The 22,141-nt window shown below is 33.7% G+C and carries 17 protein-coding genes and 4 pseudogenes; 12 read left to right on the plus strand and 9 right to left on the minus strand.

Translation table 11 applies throughout. The annotated features are described in order from the left end of the window. Positions 1–243 precede the first annotated feature (243 nt). The 7 genes and pseudogenes from AB3I42_RS04540 to AB3I42_RS04570 all read right to left on the minus strand — a co-directional run bounded on the left by AB3I42_RS04540 (position 244) and on the right by AB3I42_RS04570 (position 7,741). Positions 244–1,635, minus strand: a complete 1,392-nt coding sequence (locus AB3I42_RS04540; protein WP_016171820.1) for a cell wall metabolism sensor histidine kinase WalK — start codon at positions 1,633–1,635, stop codon at positions 244–246. Between the two features lie 2 nt (positions 1,636–1,637). After that, positions 1,638–2,315, minus strand: coding sequence for a response regulator (locus AB3I42_RS04545; RefSeq protein ID WP_368022324.1), 678 nt, complete (start codon positions 2,313–2,315; stop codon positions 1,638–1,640). 23 nt (positions 2,316–2,338) lie between these two features. Further along, positions 2,339–3,879 (minus strand): annotated as a pseudogene (locus AB3I42_RS04550) (multicopper oxidase family protein). A 70-nt stretch (positions 3,880–3,949) separates the two neighbouring features. Beyond that, positions 3,950–4,171, minus strand: a complete 222-nt coding sequence (locus AB3I42_RS04555; protein WP_016171823.1) for a heavy metal-associated domain-containing protein — start codon at positions 4,169–4,171, stop codon at positions 3,950–3,952. After that, positions 4,168–6,627: a heavy metal translocating P-type ATPase gene (locus tag AB3I42_RS04560; protein WP_010776397.1), complete on the minus strand. Its 2,460-nt coding sequence runs from the start codon at positions 6,625–6,627 to the stop codon at positions 4,168–4,170. Before AB3I42_RS04560 ends, AB3I42_RS04555 begins: the two co-directional genes overlap by 4 nt. Continuing rightward, positions 6,611–6,970, minus strand: coding sequence for a BlaI/MecI/CopY family transcriptional regulator (locus AB3I42_RS04565; RefSeq protein ID WP_075492184.1), 360 nt, complete (start codon positions 6,968–6,970; stop codon positions 6,611–6,613). The genes AB3I42_RS04560 and AB3I42_RS04565 overlap by 17 nt, the downstream gene beginning before the upstream one ends. Before the next feature lie 45 nt (positions 6,971–7,015). After that, entirely contained in the window at positions 7,016–7,741 is a 726-nt protein-coding gene (locus tag AB3I42_RS04570; protein ID WP_016171825.1) for a TIGR01906 family membrane protein, read from the minus strand. 45 nt (positions 7,742–7,786) lie between these two features. Between AB3I42_RS04570 and lgt the strand changes: the two are divergent. The 4 genes and pseudogenes from lgt (at position 7,787) to AB3I42_RS04590 (ending at position 11,228) form a co-directional block, all read left to right on the plus strand. Further along, a pseudogene (gene lgt, locus AB3I42_RS04575) lies at positions 7,787–8,590 on the plus strand (prolipoprotein diacylglyceryl transferase). Then, positions 8,574–8,801 (plus strand): DUF2933 domain-containing protein, encoded by a 228-nt coding sequence (locus tag AB3I42_RS04580; RefSeq protein ID WP_010776394.1) that lies wholly within the window; start codon positions 8,574–8,576, stop codon positions 8,799–8,801. Before lgt ends, AB3I42_RS04580 begins: the two are co-directional and overlap by 17 nt. After that, positions 8,801–8,980, plus strand: coding sequence for a DUF2933 domain-containing protein (locus AB3I42_RS04585; RefSeq protein ID WP_002363628.1), 180 nt, complete (start codon positions 8,801–8,803; stop codon positions 8,978–8,980). Before AB3I42_RS04580 ends, AB3I42_RS04585 begins: the two co-directional genes overlap by 1 nt. Positions 8,981–9,134: 154 nt before the next feature. Continuing rightward, positions 9,135–11,228, plus strand: coding sequence for a heavy metal translocating P-type ATPase (locus tag AB3I42_RS04590; RefSeq protein WP_368022327.1), 2,094 nt, complete (start codon positions 9,135–9,137; stop codon positions 11,226–11,228). Positions 11,229–12,205: 977 nt separating this feature from the next. Here the strand turns inward: AB3I42_RS04590 and AB3I42_RS04595 are convergent. Then, entirely contained in the window at positions 12,206–12,616 is a 411-nt protein-coding gene (locus tag AB3I42_RS04595) for a NusG domain II-containing protein (RefSeq protein WP_010776392.1), read from the minus strand. 250 nt (positions 12,617–12,866) lie between these two features. Here AB3I42_RS04595 and AB3I42_RS04600 point away from each other — a divergent pair, with 250 nt between their 5' ends. The 8 genes and pseudogenes from AB3I42_RS04600 (at position 12,867) to AB3I42_RS04635 (ending at position 20,137) form a co-directional block, all read left to right on the plus strand. Then, the gene (locus AB3I42_RS04600; protein ID WP_368022329.1) at positions 12,867–14,138 is read left to right on the plus strand and encodes a murein hydrolase activator EnvC; all 1,272 of its coding nucleotides are present in this window, start codon (positions 12,867–12,869) and stop codon (positions 14,136–14,138) included. After that, positions 14,139–14,531 carry a hypothetical protein gene (locus tag AB3I42_RS04605; RefSeq protein WP_368022331.1) on the plus strand — a complete coding sequence of 131 codons (393 nt, stop codon included), beginning with the start codon at positions 14,139–14,141 and terminating at the stop codon, positions 14,529–14,531. After that, positions 14,498–14,698: pseudogene (locus AB3I42_RS04610) on the plus strand (ATP-binding protein); the annotation flags it as partial. The gene AB3I42_RS04605 and the pseudogene AB3I42_RS04610, both read left to right, overlap by 34 nt. 4 nt (positions 14,699–14,702) lie before the next feature. Further along, entirely contained in the window at positions 14,703–16,826 is a 2,124-nt protein-coding gene (locus AB3I42_RS04615) for a CD3337/EF1877 family mobilome membrane protein (protein WP_368022332.1), read from the plus strand. Beyond that, positions 16,823–17,827 (plus strand): lysozyme family protein, encoded by a 1,005-nt coding sequence (locus AB3I42_RS04620; protein WP_368022333.1) that lies wholly within the window; start codon positions 16,823–16,825, stop codon positions 17,825–17,827. The genes AB3I42_RS04615 and AB3I42_RS04620 overlap by 4 nt, the downstream gene beginning before the upstream one ends. A gap of 18 nt (positions 17,828–17,845) precedes the next feature. After that, positions 17,846–18,754, plus strand: a pseudogene (locus tag AB3I42_RS04625) (conjugal transfer protein). 589 nt (positions 18,755–19,343) lie between these two features. After that, positions 19,344–19,820: a hypothetical protein gene (locus AB3I42_RS04630; protein ID WP_095803583.1), complete on the plus strand. Its 477-nt coding sequence runs from the start codon at positions 19,344–19,346 to the stop codon at positions 19,818–19,820. Positions 19,821–19,834: 14 nt separating this feature from the next. Next, a complete protein-coding gene (locus AB3I42_RS04635) occupies positions 19,835–20,137 on the plus strand; it encodes a hypothetical protein (protein ID WP_368022334.1) in 303 nt (100 codons plus the stop codon). Positions 20,138–20,488: 351 nt separating this feature from the next. Here AB3I42_RS04635 and AB3I42_RS04640 read toward each other — a convergent pair whose 3' ends face one another. Beyond that, on the minus strand, positions 20,489–22,015 hold the full coding sequence (locus AB3I42_RS04640) for a helix-turn-helix domain-containing protein (protein ID WP_368022336.1): 1,527 nt from the start codon (positions 22,013–22,015) through the stop codon (positions 20,489–20,491). Between the last annotated feature and the right edge of the window lie 126 nt (positions 22,016–22,141).

Genomic DNA, 22,141 nt, shown 5'->3' on the forward strand with positions numbered 1-22,141 from the left:
TCACTGACTATTTCAAAATCAAAAAAATGTTTTGTTTGAAGGGCCTCCTCAAAAGATTCAATCGATAAACGTGTTTTTGAGAATACGATTACAGAGCGTGTTTGTATGTCCAAAAGTATTTTATCAACTTGTTCAAGAAAAATTAATTGATAAAATATCTTTTTAGCCCAGCATTCGCAAATCAAATTGTAAATTTTTAGATGTTGTTGAAACAATAAATTCACCACCTTTCCATCTGGTTTATTACAAAGGAATGCTAATAGTAAAGATTGTTCCTAATCCTAAATTACTTTTTGCTTCAATAGTACCATTATGTGCTTCTACAACACTTTTTACAATTGCAAGCCCAATACCTTGTCCACCCAAATTTCTGCTCCTAGAAGGATCGGCCATATAAAATCGATCAAATATATGAGTCAATTGATCAATTTCAATGCCAATGCCATTATCTTCAATAATCAAAAGAGCATTTTTGTTTTCTTTCTTCACTGTGAATGTTATTTTCCCTTCTTTTTGAGTGAATTTGATGGCATTACTTAACAGGTTTGTTAGTACTTGATTTATTTTATCTTTATCTGCAAAAAGATTAACTTTTTCGCCATGTACATTCACAGTTAGAGCTTTTTCTTCAATTTTACTTGCAAAATTATCTATAACAGATTCACAAAGTTGATATAAATCAAAATTAGTTTTTTCCAAATTATCATAATTTGTCTCGATTTTGTTGACTAGTTCAATATTTTTTATTAGGCGAGTTAAGCGATCTACTTCATCATAACAAGACTGCAAACGATCAGGAGTTAGCTCCCAAACTCCATCAATCATAGCTTCAATATTTCCTTTTAAAGTAGCTAATGGAGTACGTAATTCATGAGAAATATCCGTAGTTAATCTTTTGCGGAGACCCGCTTGTTTTTCAAGTTGGCTACTCAAATCGTTTAATGAATCAATTAGCGAATTAATTTCAATGATTGAAGTCTCTTGTGGGATTTTTAATGAATATTCTCCTCGTGTTAGTTGATGTGTCAAATCACTTACATGTTTTAGAGGCAGGCCCAATCTTTTTGATATCCATGATGCAAAGATAAATGAAACAAGAAAGGCAGTAAAAGCTACATACATTAGACTTTGCTTCATACTTGAAATGAACATTGCATCATGTTCAGTATATGCAAATGGCCCCAAATAATAAAATGTTATTACACCAAATACTTTATCATTACTAATCAAATCTTTTGTTACTGTAATGGTCTTATCTAGTTCTACACTTTTTGTTTCAGATACTCTTAACGCGTTCTCTTTTAACTTTATTTGAGCTGCTTCCAATTTTTTTCCTTGAAGTTCCCAAATGGTATTTTGTTGTTTATCTTCTATAGAAAAATAGAAATTACTTTCAATTGCTTTATCAGAGAGAGTAGAGAGTTCATCAAGATTCCAAGTATCATTGTTATTTATCCAAAGCAAATCAATTGTGTTTACATATTGATTTAGCAAGTCCTCTTGTCGCTCGTTTACATATTTACTGAAATGATTATTAGTTAGGCCAAGTGTAATCAAGCTTAAGGAACCTATAATTAGAGTAGCTATTACTAAAAAGGAAACAGTTAGTTGCGTTCTGATCGTTCGTTTTTTCATTTTTAATAACCAAATCTATAACCAGTTCCATGCACTGTTAATATATAGTTAGGCGTTTTAGGATCAGCCTCAATTTTGTGTCTTAGATTTTTTATATGAGAGTCAATGCTCCGATCTAATCCATCAAATTCTGTTCCTTTAATTTTCTCTATCAAATCACCTCTAGAAAAAACTTTATTGGGAGTAGAAGCTAAAGTATATAGAATATCAAATTCCGTTGTTGTAAGATTAAGTTCAATTTGATGAAGATATACTTGACGACTCTCTGGGTAAATCAGTAACTCCCCCTTATTGATGGAGAGTTTATTGGGATTCGTTAATGTCTCAGATCTGCGTAAAACTGTTTGAATTCTTGCAACTAATTCTTTAGGGCTAAAAGGTTTTACCATGTAATCATCTGCGCCCAATTGAAGTCCTGTAAGTATATCCTCTTCATCAGATTTGGCAGTTAGCATAATGATCGGGATGTTTGAACTTTCTCTGATTTTTCTACAAACAGTTAATCCATCCGTATCGGGTAACATTAAATCTAATACAACCAAATCGGGATTAATAGATTCAAACTTACTTAATGCCATAGATCCATTTGTTGCTTTATAAACTGAGAATTTGTTAGCGACTAGATATGCGTCAATGATTTCCAATATTTTAGCTTCATCATCCACAATTAAAATTTTCATATAAAATCTTTCCTTTACCACATTTATTTTATCTCCATTTGTCCCATCATTCCATATTCCTCATGTTCTAATATATGACAATGATACATGAAAACACCTTCATGGTCGAATTCTACGAGTAGTTCAACTGTTTCCTCTGGATTTACTAAAACAGTATCTTTCCATCCACGTTCATTAGCTTGTGGGAGCTGCCCGTTTCATGAGATAATTTGAAACTGAACACCGTGAATATGAAAGGGATGGATCATGCCACCCATCATGCCCGAAATGTTGTTTACTTCCCAGACTTCTTGAGTGTTCACTCTTTTGTAGAGATCAATTCTATCTGCATCAAACTGTTTATTATTAATACTTACCATATGCGACATACCTTTTAGATCTATTTTTTGTCTATCTAGTTTATCCAAATTTTCTGTATCTATGTCTTTTATAGAATTAAGCTTCTTTGAAGGCTCAAAGGTGGTATTCGATTTATTTTTATTTATTTTCATCGTCAGTGCAACTGTGTTGTTTGCCAATAATTTTAGAGTATCACCATTTTTGTAATCATTAGTATCTACTAAAATTTCAGCACGTTCTCCGGGTGATAGCGTTAATGAAGTCAATTTAGTAGAAGAATTTAGTAGACCTCCATCTGATGCTATCTGGTAAAATGGTTGATTATCTTTTAAGGAAAAGATAAAATTTCTTGAGTTGGAACCACTGATTATTCGATATCTCATCCATCTACTATTTACTTCAATATAAGGATTGATAGTGCCGTTTACAAGCAAAGTATCTCCTTGGGTTCCATCCGAATAAAAATCGGTTTCATAATCAATTTGGTTATCGGAATCAAATGATTTATCTTGAACTATTAGCGGAATATCATCCTTTCCATAATTGTTCGGAAGATTTAAAGAATCCGAATTTTCATCATCTATATACATTAATCCTGCTAAACCTCTGTAAACTTGCGATGCAGTTTCTCCTTCCGGATGTGGGTGGAACCATAGTGTAGAGGCATCCTGGTCGACAGTGAAAGAGATCACTTTTTTCTCTCCGGGTTCTACGACTTGATGAGGTCCACCATCAACTTCTGAAGGGATTTTTAAGCCATGCCAATGAAATGAAGTTTTAGACTTCAATTGATTTGTAGTTGTTAATGTCACTTTTTGGCCTTGTTTCATTCTAATGACAGGGCCTAGAAAATCACCGTTATAGCCTAAAGTTTTTGTTTTTTTTCCTTCTTTGATTTGAAACTCGCCCTCTTTGGCAGTTATATTATAAGATATATTTTCATCGTCTTCTGAACCAGGTTCTAATAGTGGTGGTATAAGTAAGGGCTGCTCTGACTGACTAATATTTTTCAGTTCAATATTTTGCTCGTTTGTCATCATATTTCCCATCGTATTTCTATTAGGTCTTTCTTCTTGCATTGTTTCTTTTGATGGGGAATCTGAGAAGGAAGTACGAATATTTTTTTGCTGAACAATAAAAATTCCTAATCCCCCAAGTATTAATGCTATTGCAGCAATTAACAATATCCAATTTCTACTTAGTTTATTCATAAAAATCCTCCTATATTGATTTCACAAATAGAATAAATAAAAGATGTGGAGATTTTGTGTAATTATCTCCACATCTTTTATTTATTAATTGAATTCTTTAGTAGCTGTATATTTAGTATCTTTTAATAATTGATTGATTAAAGTAAGAGATAATCTAGAGTCCGTTTTAAAAGTAACAATTCCTTTTTTCAAATCAATTTTTTCTACAGACAGTGGCTTGTTAGTTTCTAATGTATTTCTAACAGTTGTTGCACAACCAGTGCATTTCATTCCATCTATAGATACAGTTTGCATATATGATGTCATAATGTTTCCTTCTTTCTTGTTCTTGGTTTAAATTTTTTTAGTCGAAGTGCATTTAAAAGTACTGAGACTGAACTGAAGCTCATTGCTGCGCCAGCTATGATCGGACTTAGAAGAGGGCCACCAAAAATGTATAAAACTCCCATTGCTACAGGTATTCCCAATATATTATATGCAAAAGCCCAGAAGAGGTTCTCCTTAATGTTTCGGATTGTTTTTTTGCTCAATTCAATTGCTGTAGGAACAGATTGAAGGTCATCTTTCATCAATATTATATCTGCTGATTCGATTGCGATATCTGTTCCAGAACCAATTGCTATACCTATGTCTGCTTGAGCAAGTGCTGGAGCATCGTTAATACCATCTCCAACCATAGCAACTTTTTGCCCTTCTGCCTGATAAGTCTTTACATGTTGAGCTTTATCCTGAGGTAATACTTCACTAATAACATAATCAATACCTACTTGTTTTGCAATTGCTTTTGCCGTGCGCTTATTGTCACCTGTTAACATAATTACTTTAATTCCTAGTTTTTTTAGTTGTTCAATTGCAAACATGCTAGTTGGTTTGACGGTGTCTGCAACGGCGATAATTCCAAGAAGTATTTGATTGTTTGAAATAAACATAGGGGTTTTTCCTTCAGAGGCTAGCCTGTTTGAATCTTCTTTCAATTTACTAATATCAATATTTTGGGTTTCAAAATATTTTTCATTTCCAAGACTAATGTCTAGCCCATCTAAGTTTGCTTTGATTCCCAAACCAGACAAAGCTTCGAATGAAGTCGGATCAACTAATTCAATGCTGTTTTTCTTTGCTTCTAATACAATTGCCTCACCTAAAGGATGTTCAGAACCTTTTTCAGCAGAAGCAGCTAAAAATAAAAGGAAATTTTTGTCAATATTTTCTGTTGTTACGATATCGGTCACAATTGGTTTCCCCTCAGTTATTGTTCCAGTTTTATCAAAAATTATTGTTTTTAACTGATGGGTAGTTTCTAATGCTTCTCCACTTTTAATTAAAATTCCATTTTCTGCTCCTTTACCAGTTCCTACCATAATTGCAGTTGGTGTTGCAAGACCTAAAGCACAAGGGCAGGCGATTACTAGCACTGAAATTAGAATAGTTAGAGAAAATAGAATACTCTGTCCTGATATAAACCAGAGTACGCTAGCTACTAATGAGACAAGAATTACAATTGGCACAAAATAACCTGAAATAATATCAGCTAATTTTGCAATAGGAGCTTTAGAAGTTTGTGCATCTTCCACCAATTTTATAATTTGTGATAATGTCGTATCTTCACCAACTCGAGTTGCTTCATACTTAATTAATCCATTTTTATTTATACTAGAACCAATAACTTTATCCCCAATTTTTTTCTCAACAGGTATGCTTTCACCAGTAAGCATGGATTCATCTATTGAAGTTCTCCCATCAATAACTATGCCATCAACTGGTAATTTTTCACCAGGTTTTGTGATAATCGTATCTCCCACTACAACTGCTTCAATTGGAAGCGATAATTCAATGCCATCTCTAATTATTGTTGCAGTTTTAGGTGCAAGTCCCATGAGTTTTTTTATAGCTTCAGAAGTTTTTCCTTTTGTTAAAGATTCAAGGTACTTTCCTAAAGTTATCAAAGACAAAATTACTGCTGCTGCTTCAAAGTACAATTCATTTGTATATGAATCGTTTCCTTGAATGATTTGCCAAGTTGCAAAAACGCCATATGAGAAAGCAGCACTTGTACCCAGAGCAATCAAAGAATCCATGTTTGGATGTCCTTTGATAAGCGAAGAAAATCCTATCGTGTAGTAAGAATGACTCACAAAGATAACAGGTATAGTGAGAAATAGCTGTATTAAAGCGAAAGTAATTGGATTTACCATAGGATCAATTATTTGAGGAAGAGGTAAATTGAGCATGTGCGCACCAGCAATATACAAAACGGGTATTGTGAAAATAGTGGATACAATGAATCGTCTCCAAATATTTTTTAGCTCATTTTTCTTTTTTTCTTCCTGATCGGTGTTTTCCTCAAGTGAATATAGAGTATAGCCAAGTTTTGAAACAACTTCATCAACTTTGCTAAGTACATTTGGATCTGAAGTAGTTAGTGAAAGTTTTTCTGTTGCTAAATTCACACTGGCATATGTTACATTTTCAATAGAAGACACTGCTTTTTCAATTTTACTTGCACAGGATGCACAAGTCATTCCACTAATTCCAAAATTAGTGGATTCAGTTTGACTCCGTAATTCGGCATCATATCCAATACTCTTCATTGTCTTGATAATAGTATGATTATTTATTTTGGTTTCATCGTACTCCAATTTCAATATTTCTGTAGCCAAATTGACATTGGCTGATTTTACCCCGTTCAATTCACCAATACTCTTCTCTATTGTTGCTGCGCAAGATGCGCAGGTCATTCCATAAATATTAAGTTTTGTTATCATGGATTACCTCCATTTTATTTGAGTTATCCAACTCAGCTAAATAGCTGCTTATTTCAGCAATACATTCACTATTCATTCCTGACATTATTCGTTGGATTTCAAATAATAAAAATTCCTGTTCAGAAATTATTGCTGAATAATAGCGCCGCCTGTTTACTGTACTGTAACAAATTGTTTGTTTGTCTAATAATCTTTTAATGAGCGTTTTTGAGGTAGATGGGTGCCAATTATTACATAACTTCATTTCATGTGTAATAGAACCAGATGGAACAGGTTCCGATTTCCAAATAAATTTTAGGACTTCTAATTCAGAATTAGTCACTTGAATTTGTCTACTTGACATTTTTATCCTCCTTTCGCTAGTGGGAACATCAAGTGTATTAAATTATTAAACCAAATCTTTCTTATTAAATAGCAAGTGGATTTTGGATAACGTAAAGAAATTTATCAAGAAAATTAATACAAAACATGCTAGAAAAAAGGATTCTGGTAAGAAAAGTATAATTGGATCTGTTTCATAGTTAAAGATCCAATCGTTGTTAGTGAAAAATAATTCATGAAAAACAACAAAAGATTTTTCAAAGAATAGTAATGCTATCAGACAAAATGATATCCAAAAAATCTTAAGATAGTGAGATACTATTTTTGCTTGTTCGCGTAGTAAGATTTTTTTGTAGAATAACCAAAATACTACTAATCCAGACAAGATAAGAATGGAATAATTTAGTTGGAAAAGCAATTTAACATCTTTAAAATGATTAATTCCTCTATTAGATAGAAATAAATAATCAAATTTTAGTGATTTTTGAAAAGGATTGTTTAAGTAGCTCATCAAATTCCTAAAATCAATATTCACCTGACTTCTATTCCAAATGTCAAAATTTGAAGCATCTTGAAATAGCAAATTTATTTTGAGCAAACCAGGAAAATTAATTGTAACTGAAATGGCATGCGATAAAGCAAAGACAAATATAGTAAGAAAACTAAATCCTATTTTCAATCGATTAATATGAATAGTACATCCCTCCTTGAGAGAATCATAATAGAGAATTATGTAGAAAATATGTATAGACGTAAAGATATAAAATAATTTGATTCTACATAAAATTTCCATAATCGGCTGATATAGTCATTGCAAGATCAAGAAGGAGGAATGACTTTGAGAGAACCATACAATAGAGTGTTCATATCTTTTGGACCGTTTACTGTATACTGGTATGCTGTTTTTATAGTTAGCGGAATTTTGTTAGGATACTTTATTGCTAGTAAAAGGGCAAAGAAAGAAGGGATATCAGAAGATGTAATCTCTGACTTATTGCTGTACGGATTGCCAGTCTCTATAATTTCAGCTAGATTGTACTATGTTTTTTTTGAATTAGATACTTATATAAGAAATCCAGTAGACATTCTGAAAGTATGGGAAGGTGGACTTGCTATTCATGGAGGCTTGATTGGTGCGGTTGCTACAGGAGTAATCTATTGTAGAAAAAAAAACCTTTCGTTTTGGAAAGTAGCTGACATTGTTGCTCCAAGCATTGTGATCGGTCAAATTATTGGTCGCTGGGGTAACTTTATGAATCAAGAAGCTTATGGTGGTGAAATAAGTAGAGAAGCTCTAAAAGGATTTTTGTTGCCAAATTTTATTGTAAACTAAATGTATATCGATGGAGCTTATAGACAGCCGACATTTCTTTATGAGTCTTTATGGAATATAGGAGTCCTCATCATATTGATATTACTAATTAAGAGAAAGGCATTTAATGGTCAACTCTTCTTGGTATATATTATCATGTACTCAATTGGAAGATTCTGGATAGAGGGCTTGAGAACGGATAGTTTGATGTTGACTCAAAACTTACGGATGGCACAGGTACTATCTATTTCTTTGATCTTTAGCGCTCTTTTAGTATATTTTTATTTAAAAAAAAATAAGGAGGAACACTATAATGGAAACTATACTTAATTATTTACCATTTTTATTGTTGTTAATCTGTCCCATTTCAATGATGTTCATGCATAAAGGGCATGGACATGGAGGGCATAATCATGATAAGGAAGAGGACCATACTAAGCATACAGAAGCCAATCATGAATTGATACTTTTGAGAAAACAAACAGAACAATTAAAAGAAGAAGTGTCAATTTTAAAAAATTTAGTTAAGGAGCGAATCTAATGCAGTGGCTATTACTTTTACTTTGTCCTATCATGATGATTTTTATGATGAAAGGAATGCACTCAGTTGCTAAAAGTGACAATGATGATCCAATGATGAAAAAGGAATTGGAAAATCTAAAAGCTCAAAATGAAATTTTAAGTAGCGAGTTAAGTGATTTAAAATCTAAATTGAAATAGGAAAACAGCCCAAAAAGTTTTTGGGCTGTATTTTCTCAAAATCCTTTCTGCAAGTATAATAGTTGACATTCTAAAATAATCAGTTATTATTAGTGTGAACATATCGTTTACAAATGTAGTCGTTTTTGAAGTTGAATTTAAGGAGGAACGTAACATGTCTAATAAAGAAACTCATTCTCAACATAATGGACATCATCATGCTACCATGAATCACGAAGATCATCACAATGGACATGATCATGAAAAAATGCATCATACAAATCATGAACATGGGGGAATGGACCATTCAATGCACATGGGTAATCTTAAAGTAAAATTCATTGTATCTCTTTTTCTTTCCATCCCAATTATTCTATTATCTCCAATGATGGGTGGAAAACTGCCATTCCAATTAACTTTTCAAGGATCTGAGTGGATAGTTCTAATCTTAGCTTCAATATTATTCTTTTACGGTGGCATGCCTTTTTTAAAAGGGGCTAAAATGGAATTAGAAATGAAGAATCCAGCAATGATGACATTAATTTCATTAGGTATATCTGTTGCTTACATATACAGTGTATATGCTTTTATTGCTAATAATATAACAAAGAGTAATACTCACGTAATGGATTTCTTCTGGGAGCTTGCTACATTGATATTAATTATGCTATTAGGACACTGGATAGAAATGAATGCTATTAGCAACGCTGGCAATGCGCTCCAAAAAATGGCAGAATTACTACCTAACTCGGCAATAATAGTAGATGAATCTGGCAATACTAAAGAAGTTGATCTGAAAGACGTTCAAGTGGGAGAAAGAGTACTTGTAAAAGCAGGTGAAAAGATTCCAACTGATGGAGTTATTGTAGCCGGAAATACCAATGTCAATGAATCTATGGTAACTGGTGAGTCAAAAGATGTACAAAAAGGATTGAATGATAAGGTTATTGGTGGATCGGTAAATGGTTCAGGTACAATAACCGTAGAAGTAACGGGAACAGGAGAATCTGGTTATCTTTCACAAGTTATGGAATTAGTAAGTAACGCTCAGAAAGAGAAATCTAGAGTGGAATCCTTATCAGATAAAGTTGCAAAACTTTTATTTTATGTTGCATTGATTGTCGGTATTGGCGCGTTCATAATTTGGATGGTCCTTACAGGTGATTTGAATATAGCTCTAGAAAGAATGGTTACTGTGTTAATAATCGCTTGTCCATACGCATTAGGACTTGCTATACCTTTAGTAACAGCTAGATCCACTTCACTGGGAGCGAAGAATGGTTTATTGATTAAGAACCGTCAAGCACTGGAAGTTGCCAAAAAAGTTGATGTTATTATGATGGATAAAACAGGAACTTTGACTGAGGGTAATTTTGCAGTTAATGAGTATCTTTCATTTAGCACTCAGTACACTGAAGAACAAGTACTTGAATTCATGGCAGCACTTGAGCAAAATTCCAGTCATCCACTTTCAGTTGGTGTATTGAAAAAGATAGATGAACTACAGTTGACTATTCCAAAAGCAGAAGATGTAACAAATTTACCTGGTATTGGTTTGGAAGGTAGAGTTAATGGAAAAGATATAAAAATTGTTAGTGTTTCTTATTTAAACAAGAAAAGTATTTCGTATGATAAACAGATGTTTAATGATCTATCTAATCAAGGAAATTCAATTAGCTTTCTACTTTTGGATGATCAGAGTATTGGCCTAGTAGCACAAGGAGATCAAATAAAACCGGAAGCAAAACTCATGGTTGAAAAAATGAAGGCCAGAGGGATTAAACCTGTAATGATAACAGGGGATAATAAGCAAGTTGCTTCAGTTGTTGCAAAACAATTAGGAATCGACGATGTTCACGCAGAACTTATGCCAGAGGATAAAGAAAAAATTGTAAAAGAATATAAAGATAAGAACTTAATAGTTATGATGGTTGGTGATGGAGTCAATGATGCCCCAAGTTTAGTAAGAGCGAGCATTGGAGTGGCTATTGGTGCCGGGACCGATGTTGCGATAGATTCAGCAGATGTTATTTTGGTGAAAAGTAACCCTTCTGATATATTACATTTTCTATCATTAGCAAAGAATACTCAAAGAAAGATGGTACAGAACTTATGGTGGGGAGCAGGCTATAATATTTTAGCAATACCATTGGCTGCTGGGATATTGGCAAGCTGGGGTATTATTCTTAGCCCGGCTATTGGAGCTATCTTCATGTCACTGAGTACGGTTATAGTTGCTATAAATGCTATGCTACTAAAGATTGATTAAAATATCATTTCAAATTAGTGCTCTGAGAATTGTATAAAATGCTTTAAATACTCTATTTCTATTGTAATTAATAACATAACTTTTTCGGAGTAGTATTTTTCTACTCCGTTTTTTTCAATGAAGTTTAAAGATAGGATCATTTTTTCTAGAAAACGCCATTGTAGTAAAACATAAGAGTGAACTAGTAATCTAAACAATTATTTTATAATATGGATTTCGTTTTTTATGGTCTTAAGGCTTTTCCAAAAGCCTTAAGATCATAAAAAAAACCCATAAGATCAGTTTGTTAAAACATTGACTTTAGGGAATTTATGTTTTGTTAATTTCGTGATATTAATATGAAAAGTTACTTTTGGGTCAGCCTCTTTTAAGTTGAATTAACCTTGATTTATTTTATGGATAACAGCAATAATTTCTGCAAGTGTGTTGATTTAAGTAAAAAAATGGTATTTCCACACTATTTAAAGTTTATAAAATAGATTTAGTGACTACTTAATAGAGAGTTGAAATCATGCGTTATAACAATTCTCCTAGTGATAATATAGTAAAATTTCTTTTTAAATATTCTTTCCCGGTAAAATTTTTTATAAAAAGAGAACTACTTTCATCTGCAAGAGCAAGGTTGACAAATACAATTTTTTCTTAAAACTTCTCTCATTAGCTCATCAATTAATTGAGAGATCTAGTCTTTGAAAGATTTGTTGTTGTAATTCTTCATATGGTTCCAACTATTAACGGTTTCTACTTTTATATTTTTTAAAGACTCGTTACTAAGTTGGTTATTAGCTGTTACAGCCAATCCTTTAAAAAAATCGTTATCAAAAGAGATAAAACTATGGTCCTAATTTTATCTCTTTTTTTGTTTGTAATTTGTCACTTGACTGTTTGTCAAAATCCTTGTTCATCTGTAGCAATCCTCCATAATTCAAGTTCTGTATTGATAAATTGATGTTGAGCAGTGTAGGCATGAAAAAATTTCAGTAAATTAATGGATTTTCATCAACACCTAATACTTCAATAATAAGTTTATGGGGAAGACAGATACTCGTATCACCTGGTCTACTAATCCAACTAGTACGAACTGCAACTTGGTCTGGGCTGTTATCTTCTTTAACTCGAATTTTTCCAGGAGCAACTTCAATAATGTTATATTTCTCTTTGGCCGGGTAATAAGTTTTCTCAAACGATTTTTTGGTAGTAGTTAAGTTAAACTCATCTACTATTTTCCCATCGATTTTAACTACTGCGATAACTTCTGTCATTTTATTTGAATCACTTTTGACAGACGCTTTCCAAGCAGCAATGCCTACGGGAGAAAATGAAGAGATTGATATCAGGATAATGAGGATAATATCCCAAGGTTTTAACATTTTTCTAAAACTATGCATATTTATTATCTCCTATATTAACTTTCTATATCATACATTACAATTATGTGATTTTTATGGAGCTTTCAAATTTTTACATAAAATCTCCATAACTATTAGTTACCTTAATTCTAACTTCAGAGTTTAATAGATATAGTTTTTCGTTTTAAAGGGTAATATTTCCCAAAAATATAAAGTTTGAAAGGAGGATTAATAAAATTAATGAACTCTGACAGTTTTAAGTAAAACAGGAAAGAAGTGAAAGATTAGTTTGAAGAAGTCGCTTATTTTAGTATCTTTAGTAGTCTTACTCTCAGTTTTTGGTAACAGTACTTTTGCTGCTGCACAAACAATTGATGAAAAAATACAAGAAAAAGATAGAGAAATCGAAACTATTGTTAAAGATCAGCAGTCAGCAGAAACTTATTTGGCAGAATTGAATAACCGAATTTCTACTCTACAAAATGAATACCAAAATGCGTTAAATGAGAAAAACTCTCTTGAAGAAGAGCTTAACAGTTTGAGAAATGAAATTACTGAGCTTGAACAAAAGATTGAACGTAGAGACGAAGTGATAGATAAACAAGCCAGAAATGCGCAAGTGAATCAATTAAACGGGTCCGTTCTTTCATTATTGATCAATTCAGAATCTTTAACTGATGTTGTTAATAAAACAATAGGCATGACAAAACTTGTAAATGCAAATAACGAGATAATGAGTGCCCAAAAAGATGACAAAGAAAAATTAGAAATATTAGAAAATGATATTGAAAATAAATTAATTGAGGCTGAAAAAAAGACGAATGAATTAGAAGAGAAAGAAATGGCCCTTGCAAATGACAAATTAGACCAAGATATTAAGATAAAAGGAATCTCTGCAACTTTGGCAACTGAAAAAGCTGAAAAAGAAAAGTTTGAAATTCAAAAAATTGAAGCTGAAAAAAAGAAGCAGGAAGAGCTAAGAGTTTTAGAGGAAGAGAAGAGAAAAGAAGCCGAAGCACAAGCGATATTAGAAGCCCAAGAAGCTGAATTAATAAAAAAAGAAACGTCTAATGTAAATTCAACTAATCAAGTTGTTGATTCTAAACCTTCAATAAGCAATCCTAATATAACTGATGTGAAACCAGCACCAACCCCAAGTACATCAGGGTGGGGAGCACCAGTATCTAACATTATTGTGACAAGTCCATTTGGTTCTAGACCAGACCCTACTGGTATCTCTGGAACTTTTCATAATGGGATCGACATGGGTGGTACATCAAATACTCCAATTCTAGCAACTAGGAGTGGAACTGTTTTGCAAGCAGCTTTTGAAGCAACTGCAGGAAATTACATTATTATCGATCATGGTGACGGCTACTATTCATACTATTTTCATATGAGTAGCCTTGTAGCATCTGCAGGACAAACAGTTAGTACTGGACAGACTATCGGTGTGATGGGAACAACAGGAAATTCTACAGGCGTTCATCTCCATTTTAGTGTAGCAACAAGTCAAAATTGGACTGGATTTGTTGATCCTGCACCTTTACTTGGAATATAGATGTATAAAAGAAGCAAACTAAAAAGAATTACTATTAATGTGTTAATGGTAGTAATGTTGGTTATTGGTTTTGGATTGATTTTCAATAATCAAATTCGATCGTACATGTTGAGTCAACGAACGAAACAATACAATCTTACAAATTTCACTCAGGAGAAACTCGAAAAAATTTTAAAGAAATCAGGAAACTTTGATTTTGACTCTGTAGAATCAATATCAAATGAGCTAGTATTAAAAACCCAATTTGATAATACAGAGCTTCCTGTAATTGGTGGAATTAACATACCATCAGTGAAAATATCGTTACCAGTACTTAAAGGATTGGATAACATCTCACTTCTCACGGGAGCAGGAACTATGAAATCAAGAAGACTTTGGAATTCTTTGGCTTAGATCAAGGAGATGAAAACAACCAAAAACGCTTGCGAGATTTGGAAAACGGTCAATGCTTGATGCAAGATTTGTATGGTCGAGTGGGTGTGGTCCAAGTTCATCCAGTCTTTGAAGAACTCTTCCATGCTTTTGATACCCGTCCACCGGTTCAAGAGAGAATGGAGTGAGGGGATGAAAAAGAAACTTTTTCGGATTGTGGCAATCGTTTTTATTAGCATCATCATCCTGACAATTCTATTGAGTTTAGTCGGTACGGTAGCAGAGGCGACAGGTCTGGTTGATGATACAGTTGAAGCAGGAAATTTATATTCTCAATATTCACTGAACAACTATCAACTAGATTTCTTTGTGGATAGTTCATGGGATTGGTTACCTTGGAATTGGGGTGATGGCTTAGGCAAGAGCGTAATGTATGGTCTTTATGCCATTACTAATTTTATTTGGACTGTGAGTCTGTATTTGTCGAATGCCACAGGTTATGTAGTTCAAGAAGCTTACAAGTTGGATTTCATTTCAGACACAGCTGAAAGTATTGGGAAAAACATTCAAACCTTAGCCGGCATTACCGAAAATGGACTTCAGACCTCGGGTTTTTACTTTGGGTTTCTATTATTAATGATTTTAGCTCTAGGAGTTTATGTGGCGTATACGAGTCTACTCAAACGAGAAACTACCAAAGCAGTTCGAGCCGTATTAAATTTTGTGATGATTTTTCTACTTTCAGGTTCGTTCATTGCGTATGCGCCCACCTATATCACAAAAATCAATGACTTTAGCTCAGATGTTAGTGAAGCGTCCCTTACCCTTGGGACCGAGATTGTTGTACCGAATTCGGAAAGCCAAGGAAAAGATAGTGTGGACTTGATTCGAGATAGCTTGTTTTCCATTCAAGTCCAACAACCCTGGTTACTATTACAATTTGATGATTCCAACATAGAAGAAATTGGCGAAGACCGGGTCAACAAGATTCTATCTGTAAGTCCAGATGAAAACAAAGGCAAAGATCGGGAAGAAGCGGTCAAAGCGGAGATTGAAGACAATGACAATGCGAATTTAAGTATTACCAAAACCATGAACCGCTTAGGGACCGTGGTCTTTTTGGTGTTGTTCAATATTGGCATATCCTTCTTTGTCTTTCTACTAACTGGGATGATGTTGTTCTCGCAAATTCTCTTCATTATCTTTGCGATGTTTCTTCCTATCAGTTTTTTATTGTCCATGTTGCCAACTTATGAAAGTTTGGGAAAGAAGGCGATTATTCGCTTGTTTAATACGATTATGATGCGAGCGGGAGTGACATTAGTCATCACGACTGCATTTAGTATTTCCACGATGTTTTTCAACATTTCCGCTACTTATCCCTTCTTTATGGTAGTTTTTCTACAAATTGTGACCTTTGCCGGTATCTATTTCAAATTGGGTGACATTATGAGTATGTTCAATCTCCAAAGTAATGATAGCCAATCAATGGGCAGACGGGTTATGCGAAAACCGCAAATGTTGATGAATCGTAAACTTCAGCAACTCAATCGAAATGTAGGGCGAACTTTAGCTTTTGGTGGAGGTGCAGTAGTTGGAAATAAGTTGTCAAAGGAACAATCGAAATCCAAATTTAAGCCATCCGGTTCTGCTCTACGAAAGAATTCACGATTAGCTAACGATCACGAGGTACCATCTGACTTGAATAAGGAAAATCCAATTTCAAATAATAAAAAACAATCTCGAATGGATTTGGCCGGGAGAAAAATAGGCAAAGTTCTGGATACCCAAGCTTTGGTGAAAGATAAGACCAAACAAGTAAAGGATCAGGTACGAAATACACCAACTAACTTGAAATACAACCTCTATAAAGGAATCGAAAAGACGAAAAAAGCACCAGAAGAGTTCAAGCGTGGACTGGTTCAAGAAAAAGCAGATCGAGGAGAGTTACGAGAAAAGCAACGACAACGTAGAGACGAGAAAATGGCTGAAAAGCGTAAAGTATTAAACGAAACAGGGAATCGCCATGGGAAAAGAAGGGAAAATGTTTCAATAGATAAAGCGGCTCAATCTCAAAAAAATAGGACGCTGAAAAAAGAAGCACCAAAGCGGACTAAGAGAGTAAACTCGAATTCCGAAATCAAACGAAAACTCGCTAGTCAAGAAATCATTTCAAAAGGGAAAAGCCAATCATCAAGTAAGAAAAATTATTTCCAACAAGTGAAACAGCGGTCTACTCTTTCAAAGCGAACCAATCAAAAAGTACAAAAAAGAATGAATCCCCATCCGAAATCAAGGTCGGGTGAGAAAAAATGAATGTAAAGAAAGTAAGTGCCATTTCGCTAGCTTTTCTGACCATCTCCTTTATGGGAATCTTGATGTGTGTGGGCTTGTTGTTTGGGGAAGACAGTGAAGGAAGTAGTAGTTCTGGGACATCTTCAGGAGGAAGCAGTGTCTCAGAAGAAGTTTTGAAACACCGTGCAATGGTGGAAAAGTATGCCAAAGAAACGGATATAACAGAGTATATTCCAATTCTTTTGGCGATTATTCAAGTGGAATCTGGTGGCACAATGGAAGACGTTATGCAAAGTTCTGAGTCGGCCGGCTTACCACCGAATTCATTAAGTACCGAGGCATCCATCAAACAAGGGTGTCTCTATTTTGCGTCTTTAGTTAAGCGTTCCAAAGAGTTAGGGTGTAATCAAGATAGTATCATTCAGGCTTATAACTATGGTGGTGGGTATTTGGATCATGTCGCGAAAAACGGGAAGAAGCATAGTTTTGCTTTAGCTGAATCTTTTTCAAAGGAAAAATCGGGTGGCCAAAAAGTAGACTACCCCAACCCAATAGCGATTAAGGAAAATGGTGGGTGGCGGTATAACTATGGCAATATGTTTTATTGCTTATTAGTGAAGCAATACCTAACTACGACACAGTTTGATGATAAAACCGTCCAAGGGATTTTTGACGAGGCGTTTAAGTATGAAGGAACGGCCTATGTATTTGGTGGATCAAGTCCCGAAACGGGTTTTGATTGTAGTGGATTAACCCAATGGTGTTATGCCAAAGTTGGTTTGAAACTTCCTCGGGTGGGTCAAGATCAGTATGATGCCATGACCCACATTGACCTAAAAGATGCCAAACCAGGCGATTTGGTTTTCTTTCATTCGACTTATGATGCCGGTACTTATGTGACCCATGTCGGTATTTATGCAGGAGAGAATCGCATGTATCACGCGGGAAATCCAGTGGGATGGACGAATCTAACGGAAAACTATTGGCAGCAGCATCTTATCGGAGCGGGACGGTACAAATAAGAGAAAAGAGGAAAAAGAATGAGGATAAAAATTGAACGGAATCAAAAGGAAAAGACCCCAAAAAAGAAGAAAGAACGAGTCGTATCCGTGGGCAAGCATCGAAAAATGGTGTTTGCCCTTTGGCTTTTATTGTCTTGTAGTCTTGTTTTTGGCATCTACAAAAACTTCACCGCCATTGATCAACACACGACCCATGAAAAAGAGATTGTAAAAGAGTAAGTAGTGAATACTTCTGGCATTGAAAGTTTTACGAAGGATTTTGTGAAAGAATACTTTTCGTGGAAGAATGACAAGGAAGTAATTGAAAAGCGAATGAGTACTCTTGGACAATACCTCACAGAAGAAGGACTCGTTTTGAGTCAAGATATGGTCCGGGCAGATATTCCCACTAGTTCAGAAGTTCAATCAGTAAAAATCTTAGACGTTGAGAAGAGCTCGGAGGAATTTGTCGTTTCGTTTTTAGTGGAGCAAAAGATTATGGAGGGAAAAAAGGCACAATCGATTTCTTCTGCATACCGAGTGACGATCTTTGAAGATGAAAACGGAAATCATGTAGTAACGAGTTTGCCTACTATGATTGCAAAACCTGATAAGGCAAAATATGAAGTAAAACAGGTAGAAAATGATTCAGAAATTGATGCCAAAACAACAGAAGAAATCACTGAATTTCTAGAGACATTTTTTAAGCTTTATCCAACAGCTTCAGAAAAAGAACTTGAATACTATGTTGAAAATGGTGCGATGCGACCAATTGATTATAGCTTAAAATTTGTGGAATTAGTGAATCCTATTTATCAGAAAAATGAGAATGGGTTCCAAGTGAATGTTGGAGTAAAGTATTTAAGTAGTATAGAAAATGTAACAACTACCTACCAATATCAGTTGAAATTAATAAAGGACGTAAACTGGAGAATTACTGCTTTATGATGAATATTCTCAAAAAAACAGTAATAGAATTATCTATCCAAAATATGTAAAATAATCAATGAGTAAAAAATATAAGGGATTCGATACTAAGGAGAGTAGAAAATAACCCCAAGGTATATCTGATGATTCCTATTTAGAGTTAGAAAATTGGTATGTCTAGATAATTATTTGATAAAGACAAAATAGTGATATAATTATTATCAGAATAAGTGGTGTTTTCAAGGATAAAGAATTAAGAATATAAGTTGATAGGTAAGTTACACACAAGTTTAAGTTCGATTAGTTAGAGTGTGGGGTGGCTACGTAATTTTCAGATAATAAAGTTGGTGTAACCAAACAATTAGTAATCTTGAAAACAATCGTACTTACATGAATTTACCCAATATATTGCTATTAGTTCGGTATTAGAAATTGAAATGAATAATATTCATGAGAATGACGTGTTAGTAATAACAGTTAAAACTACTGCAGCTAGTAGGATTACCGGTGCTATAATTGGAGGGAATTAGGAACTTTATATCCTACTGCACTAATATTGTTCACCTCAAATGCTACTAAGAATTATAAAAAAAGAATAGGAGGTAGAAATATGGGAGCACCTAGTGGACATCCTTTTTTTGGAAATCAATATACTAATGGAGGCTATCAATCTGGTACTTATACTTATGTTGGGTCGGGAAGTGAATGCGTTATGTCTACTGTGAATAGTGTTTTAAAAGAAAATGCGAATAACAAGTATAGTATTTCAGCTCAAAAAAATTCTGATAAAGGGGCGAAGGAGTTATCCCATATTCAGAAATCATTTGCTATAAATGATCTATCTGGGAGAGATAAAGCTATTATCATCGGTGGAATTTTGGTTACGGTGGTATCTATTGGTAGTGTAATTACCTATAAGAAGTTGAAAAAAATGAAAAAAAAAGAGACCGTTGAATTAGAGAATATCGGAGTTTGTACTGATTGTGGGAAGCCATTAATCGATTCGGAACTTCATCTAGAAAATGATAGAGCATTTATTAGTTGTAATAATTGTGGTACAAAAAACTATGCACATTATGATGAATAATAGGAGGGCTAGTTATGGGACTATTTGATTTCTTTAAAAGTGATACTGAAACGAATAAAGAACTTTCTTGGGAAGAAGAAAATGCATATAAAGGTGATACACCAAACTGTCCTAAATGTGGGACTCCCTTAACAAAGCGATATGTATTTAGTGAAATGTACTGTGATAATTGTAGGTATGGGCTAGACGATAAGAATTTAGAAGATGAGGAATCGATAAGCGTCTATGATGCAGCGCTTATTTGGCAATCAAATGGCAAAGATGAGGATTATACATTTGGTTATTCTGATGATGAATTAGAAGATGCACTTAAATAAAGCAAACTAAATAATAATTATTATGGCATTTGGCAATTACGCTAAGTGCTTTTTTTATATCTCAAATCAGGAAGGATGAATTGAACATTTTTTCTTAAAGTTATAAAGAAATGGATAAACAAAGAAAGAATATGGAAATTCAACTGAATAATGGTAAATCAAGACAAAATGGTATAGAATGTGGCTTTCACGTTCGTATTTGAGAAATCGGATAAAATCGATGCTTTTTGCCATTTTTTTAATGTGGCACGAAGAGGAGGATCGATTCTAAAAAAGTACAAAAAATAGAACATCATCATTCTATTATATAACGAAAAACGATACTTGAATAAAAATTCAAGTATCGTTTTTTTAATACTTATAAATACTGTTCTGCTTTTGTACTATGGACAGATCAAAGCCTTGTTTATTATTCACGATTTCATTGTAGACAGTGAGTATGTTCTCAAAATCTTTTGGAGTAGGATTTGAATGAATAGATACTACGGTACATTCTGGTACGAACAGTGAGGGAAGATTAGTTATCAAAAGATCGTACTTGCACATTCTTTCTCTAACTGAGGTAAGGCTAGTAGCATCAATCAAATCCACATTCACTCGCGTTTTTAAATGATATATAATATCTTCTTTCAAAAAATTACAGTGTTCGTAGCTCGTATTGAAAAAGAGTCCAGTCTTAATAGTTGGTGATTTTTGTTCCAATTGATCAGATAATGAGTCCCATGAAGTGACCACCATAAATAGTAGTCGATTAATAACGGAATCATCTACGTAAATTGGTAAATCATTATTTAAAAAATAACAATTTATGATTTCTTTGACTCTTTGTGTAAATCCTTCGTAATAATTATTGAGATTGATAAAAAATTCTTCATTAGGATTATAAAGGATTTTTGCAGGTCCCCAAATATAAGTGGTTGCGTTGTATAGATAAAGCATAAGTTCTTCTTTATTAGAAAGGATTAGATTTTCCTTTTCAATAATTGAATTTAGTGTATTTTCTATCGCGACACGAAGATGATTAATTTTTGGATTTAAGGAGCATTTTTGATTTAAATCTGTCATTGACCATACATATTTATCATTGAAAAATATGTAAAATAATCGATATATGCTCTTTGAGGTTATCTCAGTGTGGTAGTGTTGAAAAAGTTTTTGAGTTAACTCTTCTGAAAAAGTAAACCCATGTTTTTGATCATTTTGTGATTGGCTTGGAAGTAAATGACCTCTGCGAATGCGTAGAAAATTAATAAATAACATAGTTCTAAATTTGTTTACATAAGAATAGGTTTGGCGTGCAGGTGTTTGTAAAAATGGGTAACAATCCATAAACTCTTGCATGATCTCATCCATCAATTCAACATCGTTCTCAGTAATTACTTTTTCAATGAGTCCATATTTTTCGATTAAGTAGCAAAAATAGAACCAGCAGATTTTTCTCTCATCACCGATTATGTCCATATAAGTACAGTCAATGTGAAAGTCGAAAGGAGCTAAAAGTTCATTGATTGTTCCTATCTTTCTTTTTAATGTAGAAATGCTGAGGAAAAGATGATCAGCTAGAGAGGTCAAGTTGGTATGTCTACTTAAGAAGATTTCTTCAAGTATGGAAAATCTTGCAGACTGATTGTACAGTGCAGAAAAAATAAAAAAAGGATTTTGATCAGGCATGAGAATTAGCCGTACACCAAGTTGTTTACTACTTTCCAGTTTCGCTGGAGTGATGTATCTGTTGATATCTCCAATGCTTTTACGAACTGTACTTTCAGAGATTTGGGTAAATTTCGAAATAGTGCTTATTTTTTCCCAGTCTCTATAAATGAGAAATTTAATGATTTGATAGTGTCGTTGTAAGTTTTTTTCTAATAATGTTTCCATATGGAGCCTCCAATAGTTAACGAACGTTAGATTAAAAATGAACTTTCTCAATGAGAAGTATTGTTCTACAGTTATCACTGTTGTTTGAAACATAGGTAAGCTGACAAGCTACAATTATTATAACAA

The organism is Enterococcus sp. C53 (genome assembly GCF_040887425.1).
Taxonomy (GTDB): Bacteria; Bacillota; Bacilli; order Lactobacillales; family Enterococcaceae; genus Enterococcus_B; species Enterococcus_B hirae.

Bases quoted from the DNA above. Each gene is read 5' to 3' on its own strand.
- AB3I42_RS04565 (WP_075492184.1), bottom strand. From the start codon at position 6,970: ATGTCAAGTAGACAAATTCAAGTGACTAATTCTGAATTAGAAGTCCTA.
- AB3I42_RS04580 (WP_010776394.1), top strand. From the start codon at position 8,574: ATGGAAACTATACTTAATTATTTACCATTTTTATTGTTGTTAATCTGT.
- AB3I42_RS04640 (WP_368022336.1), bottom strand. From the start codon at position 22,015: ATGGAAACATTATTAGAAAAAAACTTACAACGACACTATCAAATCATT.
- AB3I42_RS04560 (WP_010776397.1), bottom strand. From the start codon at position 6,627: ATGATAACAAAACTTAATATTTATGGAATGACCTGCGCATCTTGCGCA.
- AB3I42_RS04545 (WP_368022324.1), bottom strand. From the start codon at position 2,315: ATGAAAATTTTAATTGTGGATGATGAAGCTAAAATATTGGAAATCATT.
- AB3I42_RS04615 (WP_368022332.1), top strand. From the start codon at position 14,703: ATGAAAAAGAAACTTTTTCGGATTGTGGCAATCGTTTTTATTAGCATC.
- AB3I42_RS04620 (WP_368022333.1), top strand. From the start codon at position 16,823: ATGAATGTAAAGAAAGTAAGTGCCATTTCGCTAGCTTTTCTGACCATC.
- AB3I42_RS04585 (WP_002363628.1), top strand. From the start codon at position 8,801: ATGCAGTGGCTATTACTTTTACTTTGTCCTATCATGATGATTTTTATG.
- AB3I42_RS04605 (WP_368022331.1), top strand. From the start codon at position 14,139: ATGTATAAAAGAAGCAAACTAAAAAGAATTACTATTAATGTGTTAATG.
- AB3I42_RS04590 (WP_368022327.1), top strand. From the start codon at position 9,135: ATGTCTAATAAAGAAACTCATTCTCAACATAATGGACATCATCATGCT.
- AB3I42_RS04555 (WP_016171823.1), bottom strand. From the start codon at position 4,171: ATGACATCATATATGCAAACTGTATCTATAGATGGAATGAAATGCACT.
- AB3I42_RS04595 (WP_010776392.1), bottom strand. From the start codon at position 12,616: ATGCATAGTTTTAGAAAAATGTTAAAACCTTGGGATATTATCCTCATT.
- AB3I42_RS04635 (WP_368022334.1), top strand. From the start codon at position 19,835: ATGGGACTATTTGATTTCTTTAAAAGTGATACTGAAACGAATAAAGAA.
- AB3I42_RS04630 (WP_095803583.1), top strand. From the start codon at position 19,344: ATGGGAGCACCTAGTGGACATCCTTTTTTTGGAAATCAATATACTAAT.
- AB3I42_RS04540 (WP_016171820.1), bottom strand. From the start codon at position 1,635: ATGAAAAAACGAACGATCAGAACGCAACTAACTGTTTCCTTTTTAGTA.
- AB3I42_RS04570 (WP_016171825.1), bottom strand. From the start codon at position 7,741: ATGGAAATTTTATGTAGAATCAAATTATTTTATATCTTTACGTCTATA.